The sequence below is a fragment of the Methanoculleus sp. genome (assembly GCF_020696975.1).
Taxonomy (GTDB): domain Archaea; phylum Halobacteriota; class Methanomicrobia; order Methanomicrobiales; family Methanoculleaceae; genus Methanoculleus.
This window is the reverse complement of sequence record NZ_JAJGBK010000012.1, coordinates 23,383-38,995: the sequence shown is the minus strand read 5'-3', so window position 1 is coordinate 38,995 and position 15,613 is coordinate 23,383. Positions and strand designations below refer to the sequence as shown.

The following is a 15,613-nucleotide window of genomic DNA, read 5'->3' as shown; positions in this document are numbered from 1 at the left end:
AAGTATTGTCCAGGAACTATATAACGATGGTTTTATGGCGAGCAGGGGGATGGACCCTTAGACGGTGAAAAGACCCCGCTCACCGGTTATTCTGAAAAGCCCCGCGCGGATGCCGGCATCAAGCCAGGCATACCCGTAGCTGAACCGGGCAAGCGCCCCTGGAAGATCGCCGGCCTCAAGGCGCTCCACTCCCTCCGTATACCAGGACTCTGCCGCCGAGCGGAACGCCTCCGCCCCCGCATGAAGCGGGCTCGCCTCGTCCGGGCCCGCCTCGACCACCAGGAGAGCATCGTTGAGCATCCGGCGGTAGCGGTGGGTCTTCTCGTGCAGGTGGGCGCTTTGCGAGTCCGGTATGCACGCCTCCACCCCTGCCGGCGGGTGGGCGGGGGACGGCTCAAAGAGTCCGAGGCTGCCGCCTGCGTCAAGCCAGCCGAGCCCGTAGGCAAAGGCGGCGAGCGCGTTCACCGGGTCGCCCGTCCGAAGAAACGTCGTCCCGTCGCTCAAATACGCCCCGGCCATCTCGACCACCTCCCCCGCCAACCGGGAGAGGAGAGTCCCCTCCGGGACGACGGTCCGGGTCCCCGAGAGCGCCTCTGAAAAGAGCGCCCCGTACTCCAGAAGGCTCATAGGCCGGCAAAGACCTCCAGGTACTCGCGTTCCATGGGGTGGAGATCCGCCGGGACGACGAGAATATGGAGCGGCGGCCCGAAATCGGTCTCCTTGAGCCTCGCACCGGTCCCGGCCCTGACCACGGGGCTCTCCGACCCCGCCCTGGCGATCCCCACATAGAGGGCGGGCGGCTCGATCCCGCGCTTCTCCGCCATCTCCTCAAGGATGGCAATCGCCTCCGGGATGCGCATGTAGCGGTCCTTCTGAATATCGAGGTAGACAAGTGTATGAAGGGAGAGAGCAAGGTTTGCCGCAACCGTCTCGACGGGGGCCGTCGGGAACCATCCCTTTGCGGGGAACGGCACCGAGCAGGATTTCCCGAACCGGTAGTTCTGCAGACCAGAGAGGCCCGAGACCGCGCTCGATATGGACGAGGCGTGGATGATAGAGGTCTCAACCCCGGCAGCGGCCGCCCGCATCCGGAGGTCGGCATGCGTCGTCGAGACCATGGGGTCCCCCCCGGTCAGGAACGCCACCCGGCCGCTCGTCGCACGCTCGATGATCTCGTGGGGGTCCTGTTCGACGTCCTCTCGCGCGAGCACCCGGACCTCTTTGCCGAAGAACGCCTCCATTGCCGGAACGTCTGTTCCCATCAGCCGCGACGTGTACCCCTCGAGGTAGACGGCATCGGCGTTCCGGACACAGTCGAGCCCTTTGACGGAGATGTCCCCGAGGTCGTAAAGCCCGAGGCCCACGAACGTCAGCATGACCGGCTCACTCCCTGGGGGTGTGCAGAGCATCGCAGAAGGTTCATCGTCATCCCTCAACTGTCGGCGCTCCTGCATCGTAGAGGTAACGGATCGGGGGGGTGGGGGCCTATCCCAGGATATAGAAGAGAAGGGCCCCGACAAGGAGACCAAGAGCGACAGTGTAGAGCGTGATCGCGAGCGTGATCCGTGAGCCGACCTCACGCAGGAGGACCGTGATCGTCGCAAGGCAGGGGACGAAGAGGACGGTCACGACCGCAAAGATGTAGAGCTGGAGGGACGAGAGGACCGCACCGAGGTCTGCAGTGCCCGCAAGGATGGCGAGGGTCTCAAACGCCATCTCTTTCCTTAAGATCCCGAAGATAAGCGCCGTCGCCGAGTAGCCGGGAAGGCCGAGGAGGGCCATGGTGTAGGGCTCCACGATCTCCTCAAAGATCGTCATGATGCCGAAGAACCCGAGCAGTCCGAGGACGACGCTCCCCACGAGGAGGAGGGGCATCGCTATGAAGAGGAACTCGGAGAGGCGCGACCAGGCTTTCCTCATCACCAGTCGCGGGTCCGGCCGGCGGAGCGGGACCATCTCCATGATCATGCCGAAGCGCTCTCCGGGCGCCACGCGTGAGAGGAAGAGCCCCGTCACGAGGATCAGGCCAAAGACGATCGCGTAGACGCTGAACGCCGCCCCGAGCCCGACGAAGCCCGCCACAATCCCGGCGATGATGACGGTCCGGGCCGAGCAGGGGACCATCGTCACCAGGAACGAGGCGATGATACGCTCGCGCCGGGAGTGCAGGAGCCGTACGCTCATGATGGCCGGCACGTTGCACCCGAACGCCAGGGTGAGGGGGATGACCGCCCCGCCGTGCATCCCGACCCGGTGCATCGCGTTGTCGGCGAGGAACGCCGCCCGGGTCATGTACCCGGAGTCCTCGAGGACGGAGATGACGATGTAGAAGAGGAGGACATACGGGAACGCAATCCCGAATCCCGCCTGGAGCGCGAGCAGTATGGATATCCCCAGTTCTTCGGCGAGCGGCGGGAGCCCCAGCGCGAGGAACGGCTGCACCGCAAAGACGTCGAAGAGTTCGACGATCATCTCCTCAAGGAACGTCCCCACAATAAAGACCAGGAGGAGCATCCCCACCAGGATCCCGAGGAGGATGGGGATGCCCGGGAAGACCCGCGTCAGGATGCCGTCAAGGTCGGAACGGGGAACCATCACGTCTTCCTTGAGGGTGAGGTCGGCAATCCGGTGGGCGAAGTTGTGCCGGTTGGCCGCAATGATCTGGGCGGCCGTCATCCGGTGCCGGGACTCGATCTCGTCGGCGATCGTTCGTGCTGCCTCAAGGAGTTCCGGGCTCTCGCCGATCCCCTGGAGCGCCTGGATGCTCTTCATCCGGTCGGCCCCGTACATCTTGCCGAGGCTCCGGACGGCCGCCTCGATATGGTGGTCGTACGGGATCTCCACCTTCGCCGGCCGGGTTGCGGCAAGGGCCGCCGGTATGATCCGGTCGATGTTCTTTCCCTGTGCGGCGGCAGTCAGGATCACATCCACGCCGAGGAGGTCGCGGATCGGGCCGGGATCGATCTCAAGCCCTTGTTTCACGGCCTCGTCGGCCATGTTCAGGACGACGACCATCGGGATCCCGTATTCCGCCACCTGGAGGAGGAGGTAGAGGTTGCGCTCAAGACGGGTGACGTTGGTCACCACGATGACCGCATCGGTGTCCTGCTGCTCCAGGAACTCGCGGACCAGTGTCTCTTCGTCGGATTCTCCATCCAGCGAGTAGACACCGGGCAGGTCCACGAGTTCGACCATCTCGCGCTGAAAGCAGGTGTTGCCCCGCTGCAGCTCGACGGTGGTCCCGGGGTAGTTGCTCACCTCCACCCCGAGGCCGGTGAGCTGGTTGAAGATCAGGGATTTGCCCACGCTGGGGTTGCCGACCAGCGCAAACCTCATGGACACGACTCCACGACAATAGATGCCGCGATCTCGGGGCTGATGCCGATATCGCACCCTTTCGCCCTGACGACGACCGATTTGTTCGGGAGCTTCCGCCGGATCTGCACGACCTCACCGGGGAAGATACCGAGGTCGACCAGCCTGCGGTTCCGCCGCGGTCCCCGTATCATCGCCACCCGGACAGTGTCGCCTTCCTTGCAGTCGAGCAGCGTGCAGGCGTTTCGGCCGCAGCACCGCCCCATACGTCCCCGCGCGGGCTCTGCGCCGTCCATGTACGAGGAGAGCCGATCGATGGTCTCGTCGGAGATGCCGTGCTCGAGGGTACAGGCCTCCTTGCTCGCCGCGTCCGCATCGACGCCGAGCATCTCCGTCAAAAAACACTGCAGGACGCGGTGTTTCCGCGCCACCCGCGACGCCACCGCGGACCCTTTCGTGGTCAGCCTGACGGCATCGCCGGAGACGTGCTCCAGATATCCTTCCTCTGCGAGCGCGGCGATGGTCGTCCGGGCGACTTCTGCCCCGGTACCGAGGGCGGCCGCTATCTCCGCGAGCGTCGCCGGACGCCTGCCGTCTTCCGTGATCATGAGGATTGCTTCAAGATAATCCTCGAATGCGGAGGGGAGCATGCTACATTCTTTTTATCGTATGGCAGTTTATGGATTTGTATGGTGCCATAGGGATCGGGGCGCCGGCAACGCTGAATTCACTACCGGGGATGACGACGATGATGAGCCAGAAAGAGATCACAAACAGGGATGTTGCCGAACGGCTCGCGTTCATGGCTCGCCTGCTCGAGATCGCAGGAGAAGACCGGCATAAGGTCCAGGCCTACGAGCGGGCGGCGCGGCAGGTCGAGCGGCTCACCCTCCCGGTTGCCGGACTCGACGAGGAGGAACTCACCCGTATCCCGGGTATCGGCAACCGAATAGCCGGGCAGATCCGGGAGATCGCCAGGACCGGGTCCTTTGCAGAACTCAACGACCTGCAGGCCGCCATCCCCGGCTCGCTCATCGCACTCCTCGATGTTTCAGGGGTTGGGCCCCGGACCCTGCACCTTCTCTGGAAGAGGCTCGGCGTCCTGACCCTCGACGATCTGGAGCAGGCAGTGAAGGGACGTCGGCTCCGGAAGCTCCCCGGCTTTGGGGCAAAGAAGGAGGGGACGATCGCAAAAGGGATCCAGCAGTTCCGCCGGATGCCGGATCGGATGACCCGGCCGCAGGCCGAGGCGGTGCTCGCGAAGGTCGCGACGCTCCTCCCGGACGGACAGTACACAGTTGCCGGAAGTTACCGCCGGGGTGCCGCCACGGTCGGCGAGATCGAGATCGTCACGACCGCCGATCAGGCCGCCCTCGCGGATCGTCTCGCCGCCGTAACCGATGGGACACGCGCAAACGTCCGGTTCACCGATCCTGCCCGGTGCGGCACCGCGCTCCTCTGCGCCACCGGGTCGGCCGGGTTCCTGGAGAGGCTCGGGGAGGTGGCGCTCGCGGAGGGCTACCGGCTCACGCCCGACGGCCTTGTGGATGCATCAAGCGGCCGGCTCCATACGTTCAGGAGCGAAGAAGAGGTCTTCTCGTTCCTTGGGATGGCGGCCATCCCGCCGGAACTGCGCGAGAACCGGGGCGAGATCGAACTTGCCCGCCGGCACGCCCTCCCGGACCTCGTCGATCTCGGCGACGTGCGGGGAGACCTCCATGCCCACACCACCGCAAGCGACGGCCGCCAGTCGCTTGAGGATGTGGCAGAGGCGGGAGACGCCCGGGGTTACGAGTATATCGTCATCACCGACCACTCTTCGCGAGTGAGCCCGGAGGCCCTCGCAAAGCAGCAGAGCGCGATCGAGAGGACCAACCGGCGGCACACCTGCCAGCTCCTCGCCGGGAGCGAAGTGGACATCAGAAGCGACGGCACGCTCGGGTATCCGAACAGGATTCTTGCCGACCTTGACCTGGTGATCGCAAGTGTCCACTCGGGGTTCGGCCAGGACCAGGACGTCGTGACCCGGCGGATCCTCACTGCGATGGAGAACGAGCACGTCGATATCATCGGCCACCCCACCGGGCGCCTTCTCGGGCGGAGACCGCCCTACGCGGTCGACCTTCCCCGCGTTGTGGCCCATGCAGCGGAGACGGGGACCGCGCTTGAGATCAACTCGTCTCCTCACCGGCTCGATCTTGAGGATATTTATATCTGGCATGCGAAGAAGAAGGGAGTGAGACTGGCTGCAGGGACCGATGCCCACCGCACCGGTGAGTTCGCAAATATGAAGAACGGCATCATGCTGGCGCGCCGTGGCTGGTGCGCCCCGGACGATATCGTAAATACCCTCTCCTTATCTGGACTGCTGGAGTGGCGCTCGTGATCTACCGGTTCTACGAGAAGATCCTTCTGCGTGATCTTCGCACGCTCCCGGAACAGATCTGTTTCATGATCACGGGGCAGGATATGCTCGACGCTCCCGACAACCTCTACGTTGCCGCCGGGTGGTGCCGCGACCTCGGGATCAGAAGTGTCATGTTCCACATCAGCACCGATGACCCGGCCAGTCTGGAGCGATGCCTCCCGCGGATCCGTGCGGTCTCCTCGATCGCGCGCCTGACACTGCACTACCGGGACGAAAGAGAGGTCAGCGGGGAGGGAATGGACGTGGCGGTAGCAATCGGGAAGAGCGGCCGGGAGGAGATCGCCGGCTGCGTGAGAAGGATGGCCGAGGACGGCATCGACCCGGGCTCCGTGGACGAGGACCTGCTGGAGTCCTACCTCACTTTCAAGTACGAGCCGGACCTCGTCATCAAGACCGGCGGCGACCACCTGACCGACTTCCTCATCTGGCAGTCGGTCTACTCCGAGCTCTTCTTCCTCGACGTCAACTGGGCGCTGCTCCGGAAAGTGGACTTCCTCCGCGCCCTCCGGGACTACCAGTCGCGTGCCCGCCGGTTCGGGCGGTGAGTGTGGTGGCGGAAGACCCCGAGCTTCAACCCCACCGGCCCGCGCTCTCCTTCCACCTCATGCGCTGGTCGTAGACCCGCATCGCCCGGAGGAGATCGATCTTCCTGAACGCCGGCCAGTAGGGGGCGCAGAAGTAGACGGCGGACTCGTGGCCGTTCGCGAGCCAGGGAAGGAAGTTGGACGTCCGGCAGTCGTTGCCGGTCCGGATGATCAGGTCGACGGGGGGTATGGGTGCACCCCGGTTGAGGTGGCTCTCGACGGTATCGGGGTTGATGGTCGCCGGATCGATGATGCCCTGCTTGACCTCGTCGAGGATCGACCGGGCGGCATGCACGATCTCGTTCCGGCCGCCGTAGGCAAGCGCGATATTGATGCAGTAGTCGGTGTAGTGCCGGGTTGCCTTCTCCGCCGCATCGATGGTTGCGAGGAGGTCGTCGGGGAGGAGGGACCGGTCCCCGATCATCTGCACCCGGATATGGTTCTTATGCACCCGCTCATCCTTCAGGATCGCGACGAACTTCTCCTGAAAGAGCGCGAAGAGCGACGCAAGCTCGCCCTTATCCCTCCGGAAGTTCTCGGTCGAGAAGGTGTAGAGCGTGATATACCGCACACCGAGCTCACACGCCCAGTCGAGGACCTGCTCCGTGGCATCCGCCCCGAGGCGGTGCCCGATCGCCGTGTCAAGCCCCTGCTCCCGCGCGAACCGGCGATTTCCATCCTGGATAACCGCAACATGCCGGGGTATGTGCTTCACCTGCCACCGCAGGTAGCGCTCGTAAAGAGGTTCAATCCTCGTTCGCAACATCGAGCGGTGTCACCTCCACGATCATCCCTCCGTTCGGGTAGCGTTCGACGACGTACTTCCTGCCCGGCAGCCCGGCAGACTCATCGGCAAGCACCCACCATGCCATCTCGACCCTCCCGTCACAGACCGCGTAGTCGTCTTTATCGAGGCTCTTCAGGAACCCGTCGAGATCGCCGGCCGGCTCAAGCACCCCATACACAACAGTCCCGTCATCTGTCACCTCTTCAAACGGACGCGCGGTGTTCGCTGCGATTCGCTTTAACCGTTCCCGTAACTGGACCGAGTCCTTGAAACTCGACGAACAGAAGTGCACCTTCGGATCGGCCGGGAGTTCCTCCGCCCACCGGGAGGCGCCCAGCACAGCGTTGTGCAGCCCATCAGTGAGTTCGAGCCCGCGTTCGCGCATGGCGGCGGCGCAGGTCTCCCCCCACTCCAGCTCGTTGATGTTGAGGAAGTCAAGGAGCGGCAGGGCGGCGGCAAGGGCCCCGATCCCCGGGAGCGCCGGCACCTCGATCCCGATCAGAAAGCCCATCCGCCGGGCGAGGACGGCGGAGCGGGCGAAGTTCGTCTCCAGGATCCGGGGCCAGGATTCGTGCGGGGGATGCAGCCGGATCTCGTCGACCGGCCCCTGCATCCGCCGGAGCGCATCTTCGTCCGGCGGGAGGCCCGTGTAGAGGTGAATCTGGTGGTCCGGGCCGAAGTGATCCTTGAGGCGCCTCGCGTACTCCACCACCCGGTCGAGGACAAGCAGCGGTTCGCCACCGGTGATCCCGGTCCCAAGAGCACTCATGCTCTCGGCTACCTCGATGGCCTCGGTCGGTGACGAGACCTCCCGTTCATTCGCAAAGACCACGTCCCGGCCTTTCCGTTCGCGGGAGAGCGGGCAGTACCAGCAGGTGCGGTGACACCGGCCGGTCACGAAGAGGACCATCTTTGCTCCCTGGTGGCAGAGGACGCATCCCGGGCTCAGGTATCGCCCGCCAGGTGCTGCTACTCCCGACTTCCGTGCCATATGTGCTTAACCTATGGGGAGGCGAAGAAGAAAAGACTTGGCGGTCCCCGGGATGCAGGCGTACCCCCCGGTCCGGCCGGAAAACCATGTTTATCGGACGGATGCAGTATTCAAACCAGGGGCGAGAGAAAAGGCGGTGTTCAGGCCGCCTGGACCGGCCCGCTGGATCCCTTCACCCTCCCCTCGTCCACAAGGTCGGTGTAGTCGTCGAACCAGTAGGCATCCGGGTTGCTCTTATAGACCATGAACCGCCCGCGGTCCTCCGGGTTTGCCGCCTGGTTGTACTTGAAGTACGTGAACTCACCGGTCTTCCCCACAACCTCAATCTTGCCGGTCGCATGGGAGATCACGAACCGTGCCCGTTTCGCAAGCCCCGAGCAGACCGAGCGTGCCTGCTCGAAGATTCTGTAAGACTCCTCCACCGGGACAGCGAACGGCCGGTTTCCAGTCGTGGGGCGGCACTGGAAGACATAGTACGGATGGACACCGATGGATGCAAGTCTGTTAAACAACCCGGCGAGAACACCGGGACTATCGTTGACGTCGCGGAGCAGGGGTGTCTGGTTCATGATGATCGCCCCGGCATCCTGCAGAAGGGAGACCGCCTGGCGTGCGGCGTCGGTCAGTTCACGCGGGTGGTTGAACTGCGCCATGATGTAAATGCGCTTCTGATCGTGACTGTACTTCCGGATCATATCCAGGAGTCCGGGATCGTTGATGACCCGGTAGGGATTGTACGCGAGCATCTTTGTGCCGATCCGGATGATCCCGACGTGATCGATATCCCGGAGCTGGCGGACGGTATCAAGCAGCTGGTCGGTCTTGAGGGTCAGAGGGTCGCCCCCGGTCAACAGGACGTTATTGATCTCCGGGTGGTCACGGATATAGGCAAGCCCTTCGGAGATATCCTTATTCACCTCACGTGCATCCCTGATGAAGAGGCGTTTCCTGAAACAGTAGCGACAGAGACCGCCACAGAGGTCGCTCACGAGCAGGAGAGCAGTCTCCCGGTACTTGTGCTGCAGCCCCGGTGCCCGGGTATACCGGTGCTCCGATGAGGGATCGAGGTGTCCCCAGGGCTCAAGCTCCTCCAGGCTCGGTATGATCAGCCTCCGGATAGGATCCTTTGTATCCTCCCAGTCGATCAACGAGAGATAGTAACTGTTCGAACGGAACGCAAAAAGATCGGTTACCCGTGCGAGTTCGGCGCGTTCTTTTGCGCCGATACTGGCAACCTTATCCAGCGATGCAACATATGTCGGGTTCATACTCCTCCTTTCTGTCGACACCTTCCGCTCCGTGGAACGGCCAGCAGTAATCGGGGATAAATGCATGAGAGCGGGATCAAGGATGGCAGTCCGATTGTGGAAAGGGTTCATGAGAGTGCCGTGCTCTTATGCAGGAAACCATCGCCCGTGATATGCAACTTAGGGTGTCGAGTTCTCTTGATACCGAAAAAATGGTTCTCGGATTACTTAATATTTTGGCCGGGCCCACGAAAATGGCGGGGATTGGGCGGGCCCACAAAAATTGCCTTCAGGCGATTACTTTTTCCTCTTGCCCATAGAGAGGATATCCACCATGTACCTCCCTTCTTTTTCCAGCCCGACGACGACCTCGTCGGACCGGGCCAGTTTCTCGATATTCAGTTCGTACGAACCGGGGCCGAGGATACGGATGCTCTCAATCCGCTCAAAGACCTCGATCTCCTCTCTGCGTCGGTCCTGCCGGACCTCAAGCACATCCCGCCCGGTCTCCCTGGCGATCTCATCGACGGTCTTTTCTTTCAGCACATCGTCGTGCCGTTCGGCCTCACGGATGTAAAGGAACTTCTTTCCGCCGCAACTCGGGCATCCTTTCAGTATCTTTGTCGAACCGTCTTCGAACTCCCTGCCGCATTGCGTACACTTGTGAGGCATCCTGTATCACCCGTAAACGTTCTTCATCGTGAGGAGGAGATCCACGCGCTGATGAGGTCTTTCTCCTTCTTAATAGTCTTGAGCTGGTTTGCAGGCCCGATAACGGTCAGCCGGGTCTCCGAGCGCTTCCCCCCCAGAAGCCTCGACAGAAACCCTTCCTGGGCATCCTTGATAGGATAGGTCTCCATCTCGATCCCCGTGAACCCATCGGGCGTGATCTCCCGCATCGTAATCTCGATGAGTTTGCTCTGTTCGTCCGGCGCGAGGCCCTTCTCCAGGACGACGATGTTCCCCTCCATGACATCGTCGAGGATCAGGCGGATCTTTTCCATGCCCGTGAGCCGATCAAGGCGCTCTGCCGAAATAAGGTCTATCTGTACACCCTGTATCATCTCCATCACCCGAAATAGGACGCCATCTTCTCGTACAGTTCATCTACGTTGCTTCCTTCCAGACCCGATATGGCGACCACAGGGTGCTGGGGAAACGCGCTCTTGATCCGCGCCGGGGAGGCATCGGGGAGATCGGTCTTGTTCGCGACGATCAGGACCGGGAGGTTTCTGCTCTCGATGATCCCCACCATCATGATGTTCACCTGCTGGAACGGGTCCTGCGTGGAGTCGAGCATATAGATGACGCCGTCGATGTCCTCCCGGAGCCAGTGCATCGCCTCGGCGACGCCTTCGGTCGCCTCTCGCGCACGCTTAACCGCTTCCTCCTTATCGAAGCCGTATTCGATGAACTCGTTATAGTCGATCTTGGTCGTCACACCCGGCGTATCGACGATATCGAAGGTGATCGAGTTGCCATCGCTGCCAGTGATGGTTACATCTTGCTTGCGGCGCACGCGACGCGTCTCGTGAGGTACCTCACTGACCGGCCCGACTGCATCCCCTATCCAATCCCGGACAATCCTGTTCGCAAGTGTCGTTTTGCCGGCATTGGGAGGCCCATAGATCCCGATGCGGCAGGTTTGCTGCCCGAAGAACGTCTTAAGGATTTGGGATATCTTCTGTTTTGTACGAACTAAGAAACTCATCTGGCACCTTCTGATTGACCATTTTCTGTATGCTTACGTATGCTATGACACTCACAATTAAATATAATTATATGTTCCATCCTGCAGATCATCCCGATTTCCGGAACGAAGCATCAATTCCAGTGCGTGAGAATTCTTTTATACTGCTGAAACGTAGATACACTTGCACCTGGATAATCGGCTCTCATAACGACCGAATTAGGAGAATCCCATGATGAATAATAGCGATACCATCCACTTCGAGACACGCGTTCCAGTCAGGGAGGTCATGCGGAGCCATCCAACGACCATCGATGTGGGGGAAACAGTCGCCCGAGCAGCGCAGTCAATGTGCCGCGATGAGGTCGGTAGCTGTATCGTGCTGCAAAATAATCTGCCCATAGGGATCGTCACGGAGGAGGATATCAACTGCAAAGTTGTGGCAAAAGACTTAAAGCCAAGCGGTACCCGCGTTAGCGAGATCATGAGCACCCCGCTGATCACCATCGGCGCAGACAGGCTGGTCGGGGATGCCGCGGTAATGATGGTGAAACACCGTGTCCGCAGACTTCCTGTGGTTGAGGACCAGCTGGTCATCGGGATCGTGACGGTCAGGGATATCCTCACCGTTGCAGCCGAGGTGAACGAGTTGCTGGCGGACCTCATCGAGATCAACCGCGAGGAGGAGTACGCCATGGGCGTCTGTGACCGGTGCGGGAAGATCTCCGATGACCTCTCACGAGTCGACAGCCTTATGCTCTGTCCCGTCTGTCGGGAAGAGGAGCAGTTGCTATGAAAGTGACCTCAAACCTGATGGTTGATATTCCTGCCCTACAATGCGATGAATATGTCACCAGAGCACGGAGCGTGCTCCGGGACGACGTCTTTCGTGAACTCTACGTCGTTGACGAACGGAACCGTCTGATGGGTTACCTCGATATAACTGACGTCCTTCGAGTGACGGACACCAAATCAAACGTCACGATCAGGGGCTTTGTCAGGGAAGCCGCCCAGGTCGCCCCGAACACGCCCCTCGTTGAGGTCGGTCGCGCGATACTGAATGCCAATACCAATAGTGCTGCCGTCATCGGCGAAGACGGTACGCTTCGGGCAGGGATTCTCTTCTCCGAACTCTTCCCGGTCCTGATCTCCCGCCATACCATACCGGGCCGGGTTGAGGATGTCATGTCGCGGGAACCCGTCACCTGCTCGTACCAGGATCCCATACACCGGATCTATAACCTGATTGTTACAAGTGGTTTTGTCGCGTTCCCGGTGATGCAGAAGAAGGAGGTCATCGGCATCGTCTCCCGCCGGGACCTCCTGCGTGCCGGGAGCATACGCCCGTCGGTGAAGAACCAGGCGGAGACCACGGTGGACCGGGTGATGACGACACCCGTCATCAGCGTAACACCCGACGACACGGTAGCAATGGCGAGCCAGCTGATGGTCGACCACGATATCAGCATCCTCCCGGTCATCAATGAGAGTAAGAGGCTTGTCGGCGTTATCGACCGTCATGATGTTCTGCGCAGTCTTGCCCGGTGAGGGCATCTGCAGGTACCATAGCACCCAAAGAGGAGTGATACCATGCAACCTAATCCGAACAACTCAGATAAGAAACCGGCTGATCGGCTCCTGAAGATGCCGGGCAAACTCGATCGCGGACCTGTCGACTTCAAGACGCGGATCGCTGATTCCGAAGGCGAGATCATGGCAATCGCCACGAGAAACGTCGTTACGGCACAGCGGACCACCCCGATCATCCAGGCAGTGGAGATCATGACCCGTGAAGGGTTTCGCAGGCTGCCGGTCATCGATGCAGGAACACACCATCTTCGCGGGATCGTGACCGTCAGCGACATCATCAACTTCATGGGCGGCGGCGACAAGTTCAACCTTGTCCAGGTCAAGCACGGGGGCAACTTCCTCGCGGCCATCAACGAGGGGCTGCGCGAGATCATGACCCCGCACCTGGTAACCATGCCCGTCACCGGAAACATTGCCGATGCGATCGATATCATCGTCAACAGAAACATCGGCGGGATTCCTATCACCGACGCCGAAGGAAGCCTGAAGGGTATCGTGACCGAGCGTGATGTGATGAAGGTGCTTGCCACCGAGCACTCGAGCCGCAGGGCGGAAGATATCATGAAGGCCCCCGTGCGTGTCACCAGCCCAGACACACCGGTCAGCAAGGTCTGTGAGGAGATGATAACGTGCCGGTTCCGGCGACTCCCGGTCGTTGTGGACGACGTTCTCTGCGGCATCGTTACCGCCACCGATGTCATGAATTATCTTGGGAAGGGCAAGGCCTTCGAGCAACTGACGACCGAGGATTCTGCCGAGGTAATGGGGGCGCCGGTGCGGTCGCTCCTCTCGGGGGACCTCCACACCATCGCGCCGGACCGGAATATCCACGAGATTGCCGTCGAGATGGTCCAGCGCCGGGTCGGAGCGCTCCCCGTCATAGAGGACTCCCACCTCGTGGGGCTCGTGACGGAGTACGACCTCGTGAAAGCATTTGCAGAGGAGTGAAGGAAGGATGCGTGCCGTTGATGTGATGTCCGCTCCGGTGCACGTCGTTGCACCGAACGATAACGTCGCCTATGCGCGAAACCGTATGCTGAAGCACCGTGTGTCAAGACTCCTTGTCATGGAAGAGGACGACCTTCAGGGCATCCTCACCAAGAAGGATATCGCCTACCGGCTCAGGCAGACGGAGGCAATGTGGCGACGGCGCCCGATCGACCGGATCCCGGTCAGCGTCCTGATGGCGCCGGACCCGATCACTATAACGCAGGAGACCAGTATTCGCGCCATCGCAGCCACGATGCTTGATAGGGACATATCAGGACTGCCCGTGGTCGAGGACGGCACGGTGATCGGTATCGTCACCAAACTGGATGTTATGCGTTCGGCATACGTGCAGGGGCTCACTGCCCAGGTCAGTGAGATCATGGAGGATGCGATCACGGTCAACCGGTATCACTCGCTGGATCACGTTATCAACACGATCAAGGGAAAAAACGATAAACTTATTGTCGTTAACGACAATGGAAGCCTTGCCGGCATTATTACGGAGAGTAACCTCGCATTCTACGAGTATCTGGACGAACGGATGAACCTGCCCAGAAAAGACGTTACCCATCTCCGGAAGGAAGAGCCGGCGGGGCAGAAACGCTTCAGATACGTCGTAGAGGTATCGGCAGTCGCAGAGGACATCATGAGCCGCCCGGTCATCACCATCCCTCCCGGCGCATCCCTCCAGGATGCCGTCGGGCTGATGCTGGAGCACCAGGTCAACAGCCTCGTTGTCGCGGAGGACGATGATATCCAGGGTGTGCTCAAGAGAGATGATATCATCAAGGAAGTGGCAAAATGAGCGACAGATTTCAGGTACTTATCAAAGACGTGATGGCGAAACCGATCACCATCGCAAAGTCTGCCTTTGTCAGTGAAGCGCTCGAAAAGATGCTCGATGAGGGCGTCGATCCGCTTATCGTGACCAACAACGGCACGGTCATCGGCACGACGTCCCGGGCGGCAATCGCCGAGACGCTTGGCAGCAAGAAGACTCAGGCAATGAAAGCCACATCCATTCATGTCGCGAACACCGTCGAGGAGAACTTCACCTCCGCATATCCGGACCAGAGCATCGATGTTCTGGTGCCGCTGCTCCAGCGCTACAAGCTCGTTGTGGTGCTCGATCCCGATCACCGCCTCATCGGACAGGTGACAACAGGCGACCTCCTGAAGGTGCTCCGGCCGGCCGGCGGCCTCCTGGACGCCATGGAGCCAGCACGCTCCATTCAGGCCGATGAGCGGGCGGTCCACCTCCGCCGGAGAATGCTTGACGGCGAGATCAACCGGTTCATCGTCGAGGACGGGGAGACCGTCCTTGGGATTGTCACGGAGACCGATGTCGCAAAGGCGCTCTATGCGTTCAAGGATATCGTTGAAGGGACCCGCCAGGACTACCGGATCCGAAACCTCCTCGTGCGCGACATCATGACCTCGCCCCTGATCTCGGTGGACGCGAGTATGGACGTCTCGGACGTCATCGACCTGATGCTCAAGAAGAATATCAGTTCCGTCCCGGTCATGCAGAACGGCAGAATCGCGGGCCTCGTGACCCGGAATTCGCTTGTGCAGGCGCTGTAACCCGCCCCAGATAACACTTCTTTTTTAGGGCGGCGGCAGGGCCGGGCGGGATGTTTTTGATTGAGGGGATAGGCTTGCCGGGGACGGGGTCAAGGTTCGCCCGGCCGGCCGAATGCAGTTTGTTGCCCACATAGGTGTTGATCGATCTGGCAGTGAACTGCGGTGCGATGGGCCTGGGGCCGGAGCATGAACCGCGAAGGTGCGAGCGAGAGCGAGGGTTCTGGAACTATCTTATATGGCGGGTGGGAACGCGGTTGGGGCGGTGAGTATGAGGGGGGGCTGTTATAGGGGCCTAGTCCAGGAGTGCGCGAACCTTGTGGGGCGCGTGGACACCCAGATGCGAGGACAGACCCTGTACACTGGACCGTGGGGATATCACCATTGGGGGAGAGGCTGACGGGGAGTGC

At 61.1% G+C, this 15,613-nt stretch carries 17 protein-coding genes; 7 read left to right on the top strand and 10 right to left on the bottom strand.

Features of this window, described 5'->3' with window-relative positions; genetic code table 11:
- Positions 1-57: 57 nt before the first annotated feature.
- The 4 genes from QZ650_RS02550 to QZ650_RS02535 all read right to left on the bottom strand — a co-directional run bounded on the left by QZ650_RS02550 (position 58) and on the right by QZ650_RS02535 (position 3,965).
- The gene (locus tag QZ650_RS02550; protein WP_292518184.1) at positions 58-627 is read right to left on the bottom strand and encodes a DUF357 domain-containing protein; all 570 of its coding nucleotides are present in this window, start codon (positions 625-627) and stop codon (positions 58-60) included.
- Positions 624-1,376, bottom strand: coding sequence for a diphthine synthase (gene dph5 / locus QZ650_RS02545; RefSeq protein ID WP_292518182.1), 753 nt, complete (start codon positions 1,374-1,376; stop codon positions 624-626). The genes QZ650_RS02550 and dph5 overlap by 4 nt, the downstream gene beginning before the upstream one ends.
- Positions 1,377-1,485: 109 nt before the next feature.
- A complete protein-coding gene (feoB, locus tag QZ650_RS02540) occupies positions 1,486-3,336 on the bottom strand; it encodes a ferrous iron transport protein B (RefSeq protein ID WP_292518180.1) in 1,851 nt (616 codons plus the stop codon).
- The gene (locus tag QZ650_RS02535; RefSeq protein ID WP_292518178.1) at positions 3,333-3,965 is read right to left on the bottom strand and encodes a metal-dependent transcriptional regulator; all 633 of its coding nucleotides are present in this window, start codon (positions 3,963-3,965) and stop codon (positions 3,333-3,335) included. Before QZ650_RS02535 ends, feoB begins: the two co-directional genes overlap by 4 nt.
- Before the next feature lie 101 nt (positions 3,966-4,066).
- On the opposite strand from QZ650_RS02535, the gene QZ650_RS02530 reads away from it, so the two are divergent.
- Together QZ650_RS02530 and QZ650_RS02525 are read left to right on the top strand one after the other, a co-directional pair.
- A complete protein-coding gene (locus QZ650_RS02530) occupies positions 4,067-5,701 on the top strand; it encodes a helix-hairpin-helix domain-containing protein (RefSeq protein WP_292522450.1) in 1,635 nt (544 codons plus the stop codon).
- Positions 5,698-6,288, top strand: coding sequence for an undecaprenyl diphosphate synthase family protein (locus QZ650_RS02525; protein ID WP_292518287.1), 591 nt, complete (start codon positions 5,698-5,700; stop codon positions 6,286-6,288). The genes QZ650_RS02530 and QZ650_RS02525 overlap by 4 nt, the downstream gene beginning before the upstream one ends.
- A 25-nt stretch (positions 6,289-6,313) precedes the next feature.
- On the opposite strand, the gene uppS is transcribed toward QZ650_RS02525, so the two are convergent.
- The 6 genes from uppS to QZ650_RS02495 form a co-directional block, all read right to left on the bottom strand.
- Complete coding sequence (gene uppS, locus QZ650_RS02520) at positions 6,314-7,093, bottom strand: polyprenyl diphosphate synthase (RefSeq protein WP_292518174.1); 780 nt, start codon at positions 7,091-7,093, stop codon at positions 6,314-6,316.
- Positions 7,074-8,105 (bottom strand): radical SAM protein, encoded by a 1,032-nt coding sequence (locus QZ650_RS02515; RefSeq protein WP_292518172.1) that lies wholly within the window; start codon positions 8,103-8,105, stop codon positions 7,074-7,076. Before QZ650_RS02515 ends, uppS begins: the two co-directional genes overlap by 20 nt.
- A gap of 140 nt (positions 8,106-8,245) precedes the next feature.
- On the bottom strand, positions 8,246-9,373 hold the full coding sequence (locus tag QZ650_RS02510) for a KamA family radical SAM protein (protein ID WP_292518170.1): 1,128 nt from the start codon (positions 9,371-9,373) through the stop codon (positions 8,246-8,248).
- A gap of 276 nt (positions 9,374-9,649) precedes the next feature.
- On the bottom strand, positions 9,650-10,024 hold the full coding sequence (locus QZ650_RS02505) for a Zn-ribbon domain-containing protein (RefSeq protein WP_292518168.1): 375 nt from the start codon (positions 10,022-10,024) through the stop codon (positions 9,650-9,652).
- Positions 10,025-10,047: 23 nt separating this feature from the next.
- Entirely contained in the window at positions 10,048-10,416 is a 369-nt protein-coding gene (locus QZ650_RS02500) for a DUF2073 domain-containing protein (protein ID WP_292518284.1), read from the bottom strand.
- A gap of 5 nt (positions 10,417-10,421) precedes the next feature.
- A complete protein-coding gene (locus QZ650_RS02495) occupies positions 10,422-11,063 on the bottom strand; it encodes an Era-like GTP-binding protein (RefSeq protein ID WP_292518165.1) in 642 nt (213 codons plus the stop codon).
- Between the two features lie 211 nt (positions 11,064-11,274).
- Here QZ650_RS02495 and QZ650_RS02490 point away from each other — a divergent pair, with 211 nt between their 5' ends.
- The 5 genes from QZ650_RS02490 to QZ650_RS02470 are packed head-to-tail and all read left to right on the top strand — an operon-like array spanning position 11,275 to position 15,206.
- Positions 11,275-11,838, top strand: coding sequence for a CBS domain-containing protein (locus QZ650_RS02490; protein ID WP_292518162.1), 564 nt, complete (start codon positions 11,275-11,277; stop codon positions 11,836-11,838).
- Entirely contained in the window at positions 11,835-12,590 is a 756-nt protein-coding gene (locus QZ650_RS02485) for a CBS domain-containing protein (protein ID WP_292518160.1), read from the top strand. The genes QZ650_RS02490 and QZ650_RS02485 overlap by 4 nt, the downstream gene beginning before the upstream one ends.
- Before the next feature lie 42 nt (positions 12,591-12,632).
- A complete protein-coding gene (locus QZ650_RS02480) occupies positions 12,633-13,580 on the top strand; it encodes a CBS domain-containing protein (RefSeq protein WP_292518158.1) in 948 nt (315 codons plus the stop codon).
- Between the two features lie 7 nt (positions 13,581-13,587).
- Positions 13,588-14,427: a CBS domain-containing protein gene (locus tag QZ650_RS02475; protein WP_292518157.1), complete on the top strand. Its 840-nt coding sequence runs from the start codon at positions 13,588-13,590 to the stop codon at positions 14,425-14,427.
- Positions 14,424-15,206: a CBS domain-containing protein gene (locus tag QZ650_RS02470; RefSeq protein ID WP_292518155.1), complete on the top strand. Its 783-nt coding sequence runs from the start codon at positions 14,424-14,426 to the stop codon at positions 15,204-15,206. The genes QZ650_RS02475 and QZ650_RS02470 overlap by 4 nt, the downstream gene beginning before the upstream one ends.
- The last annotated feature ends 407 nt before the right edge of the window (positions 15,207-15,613 follow it).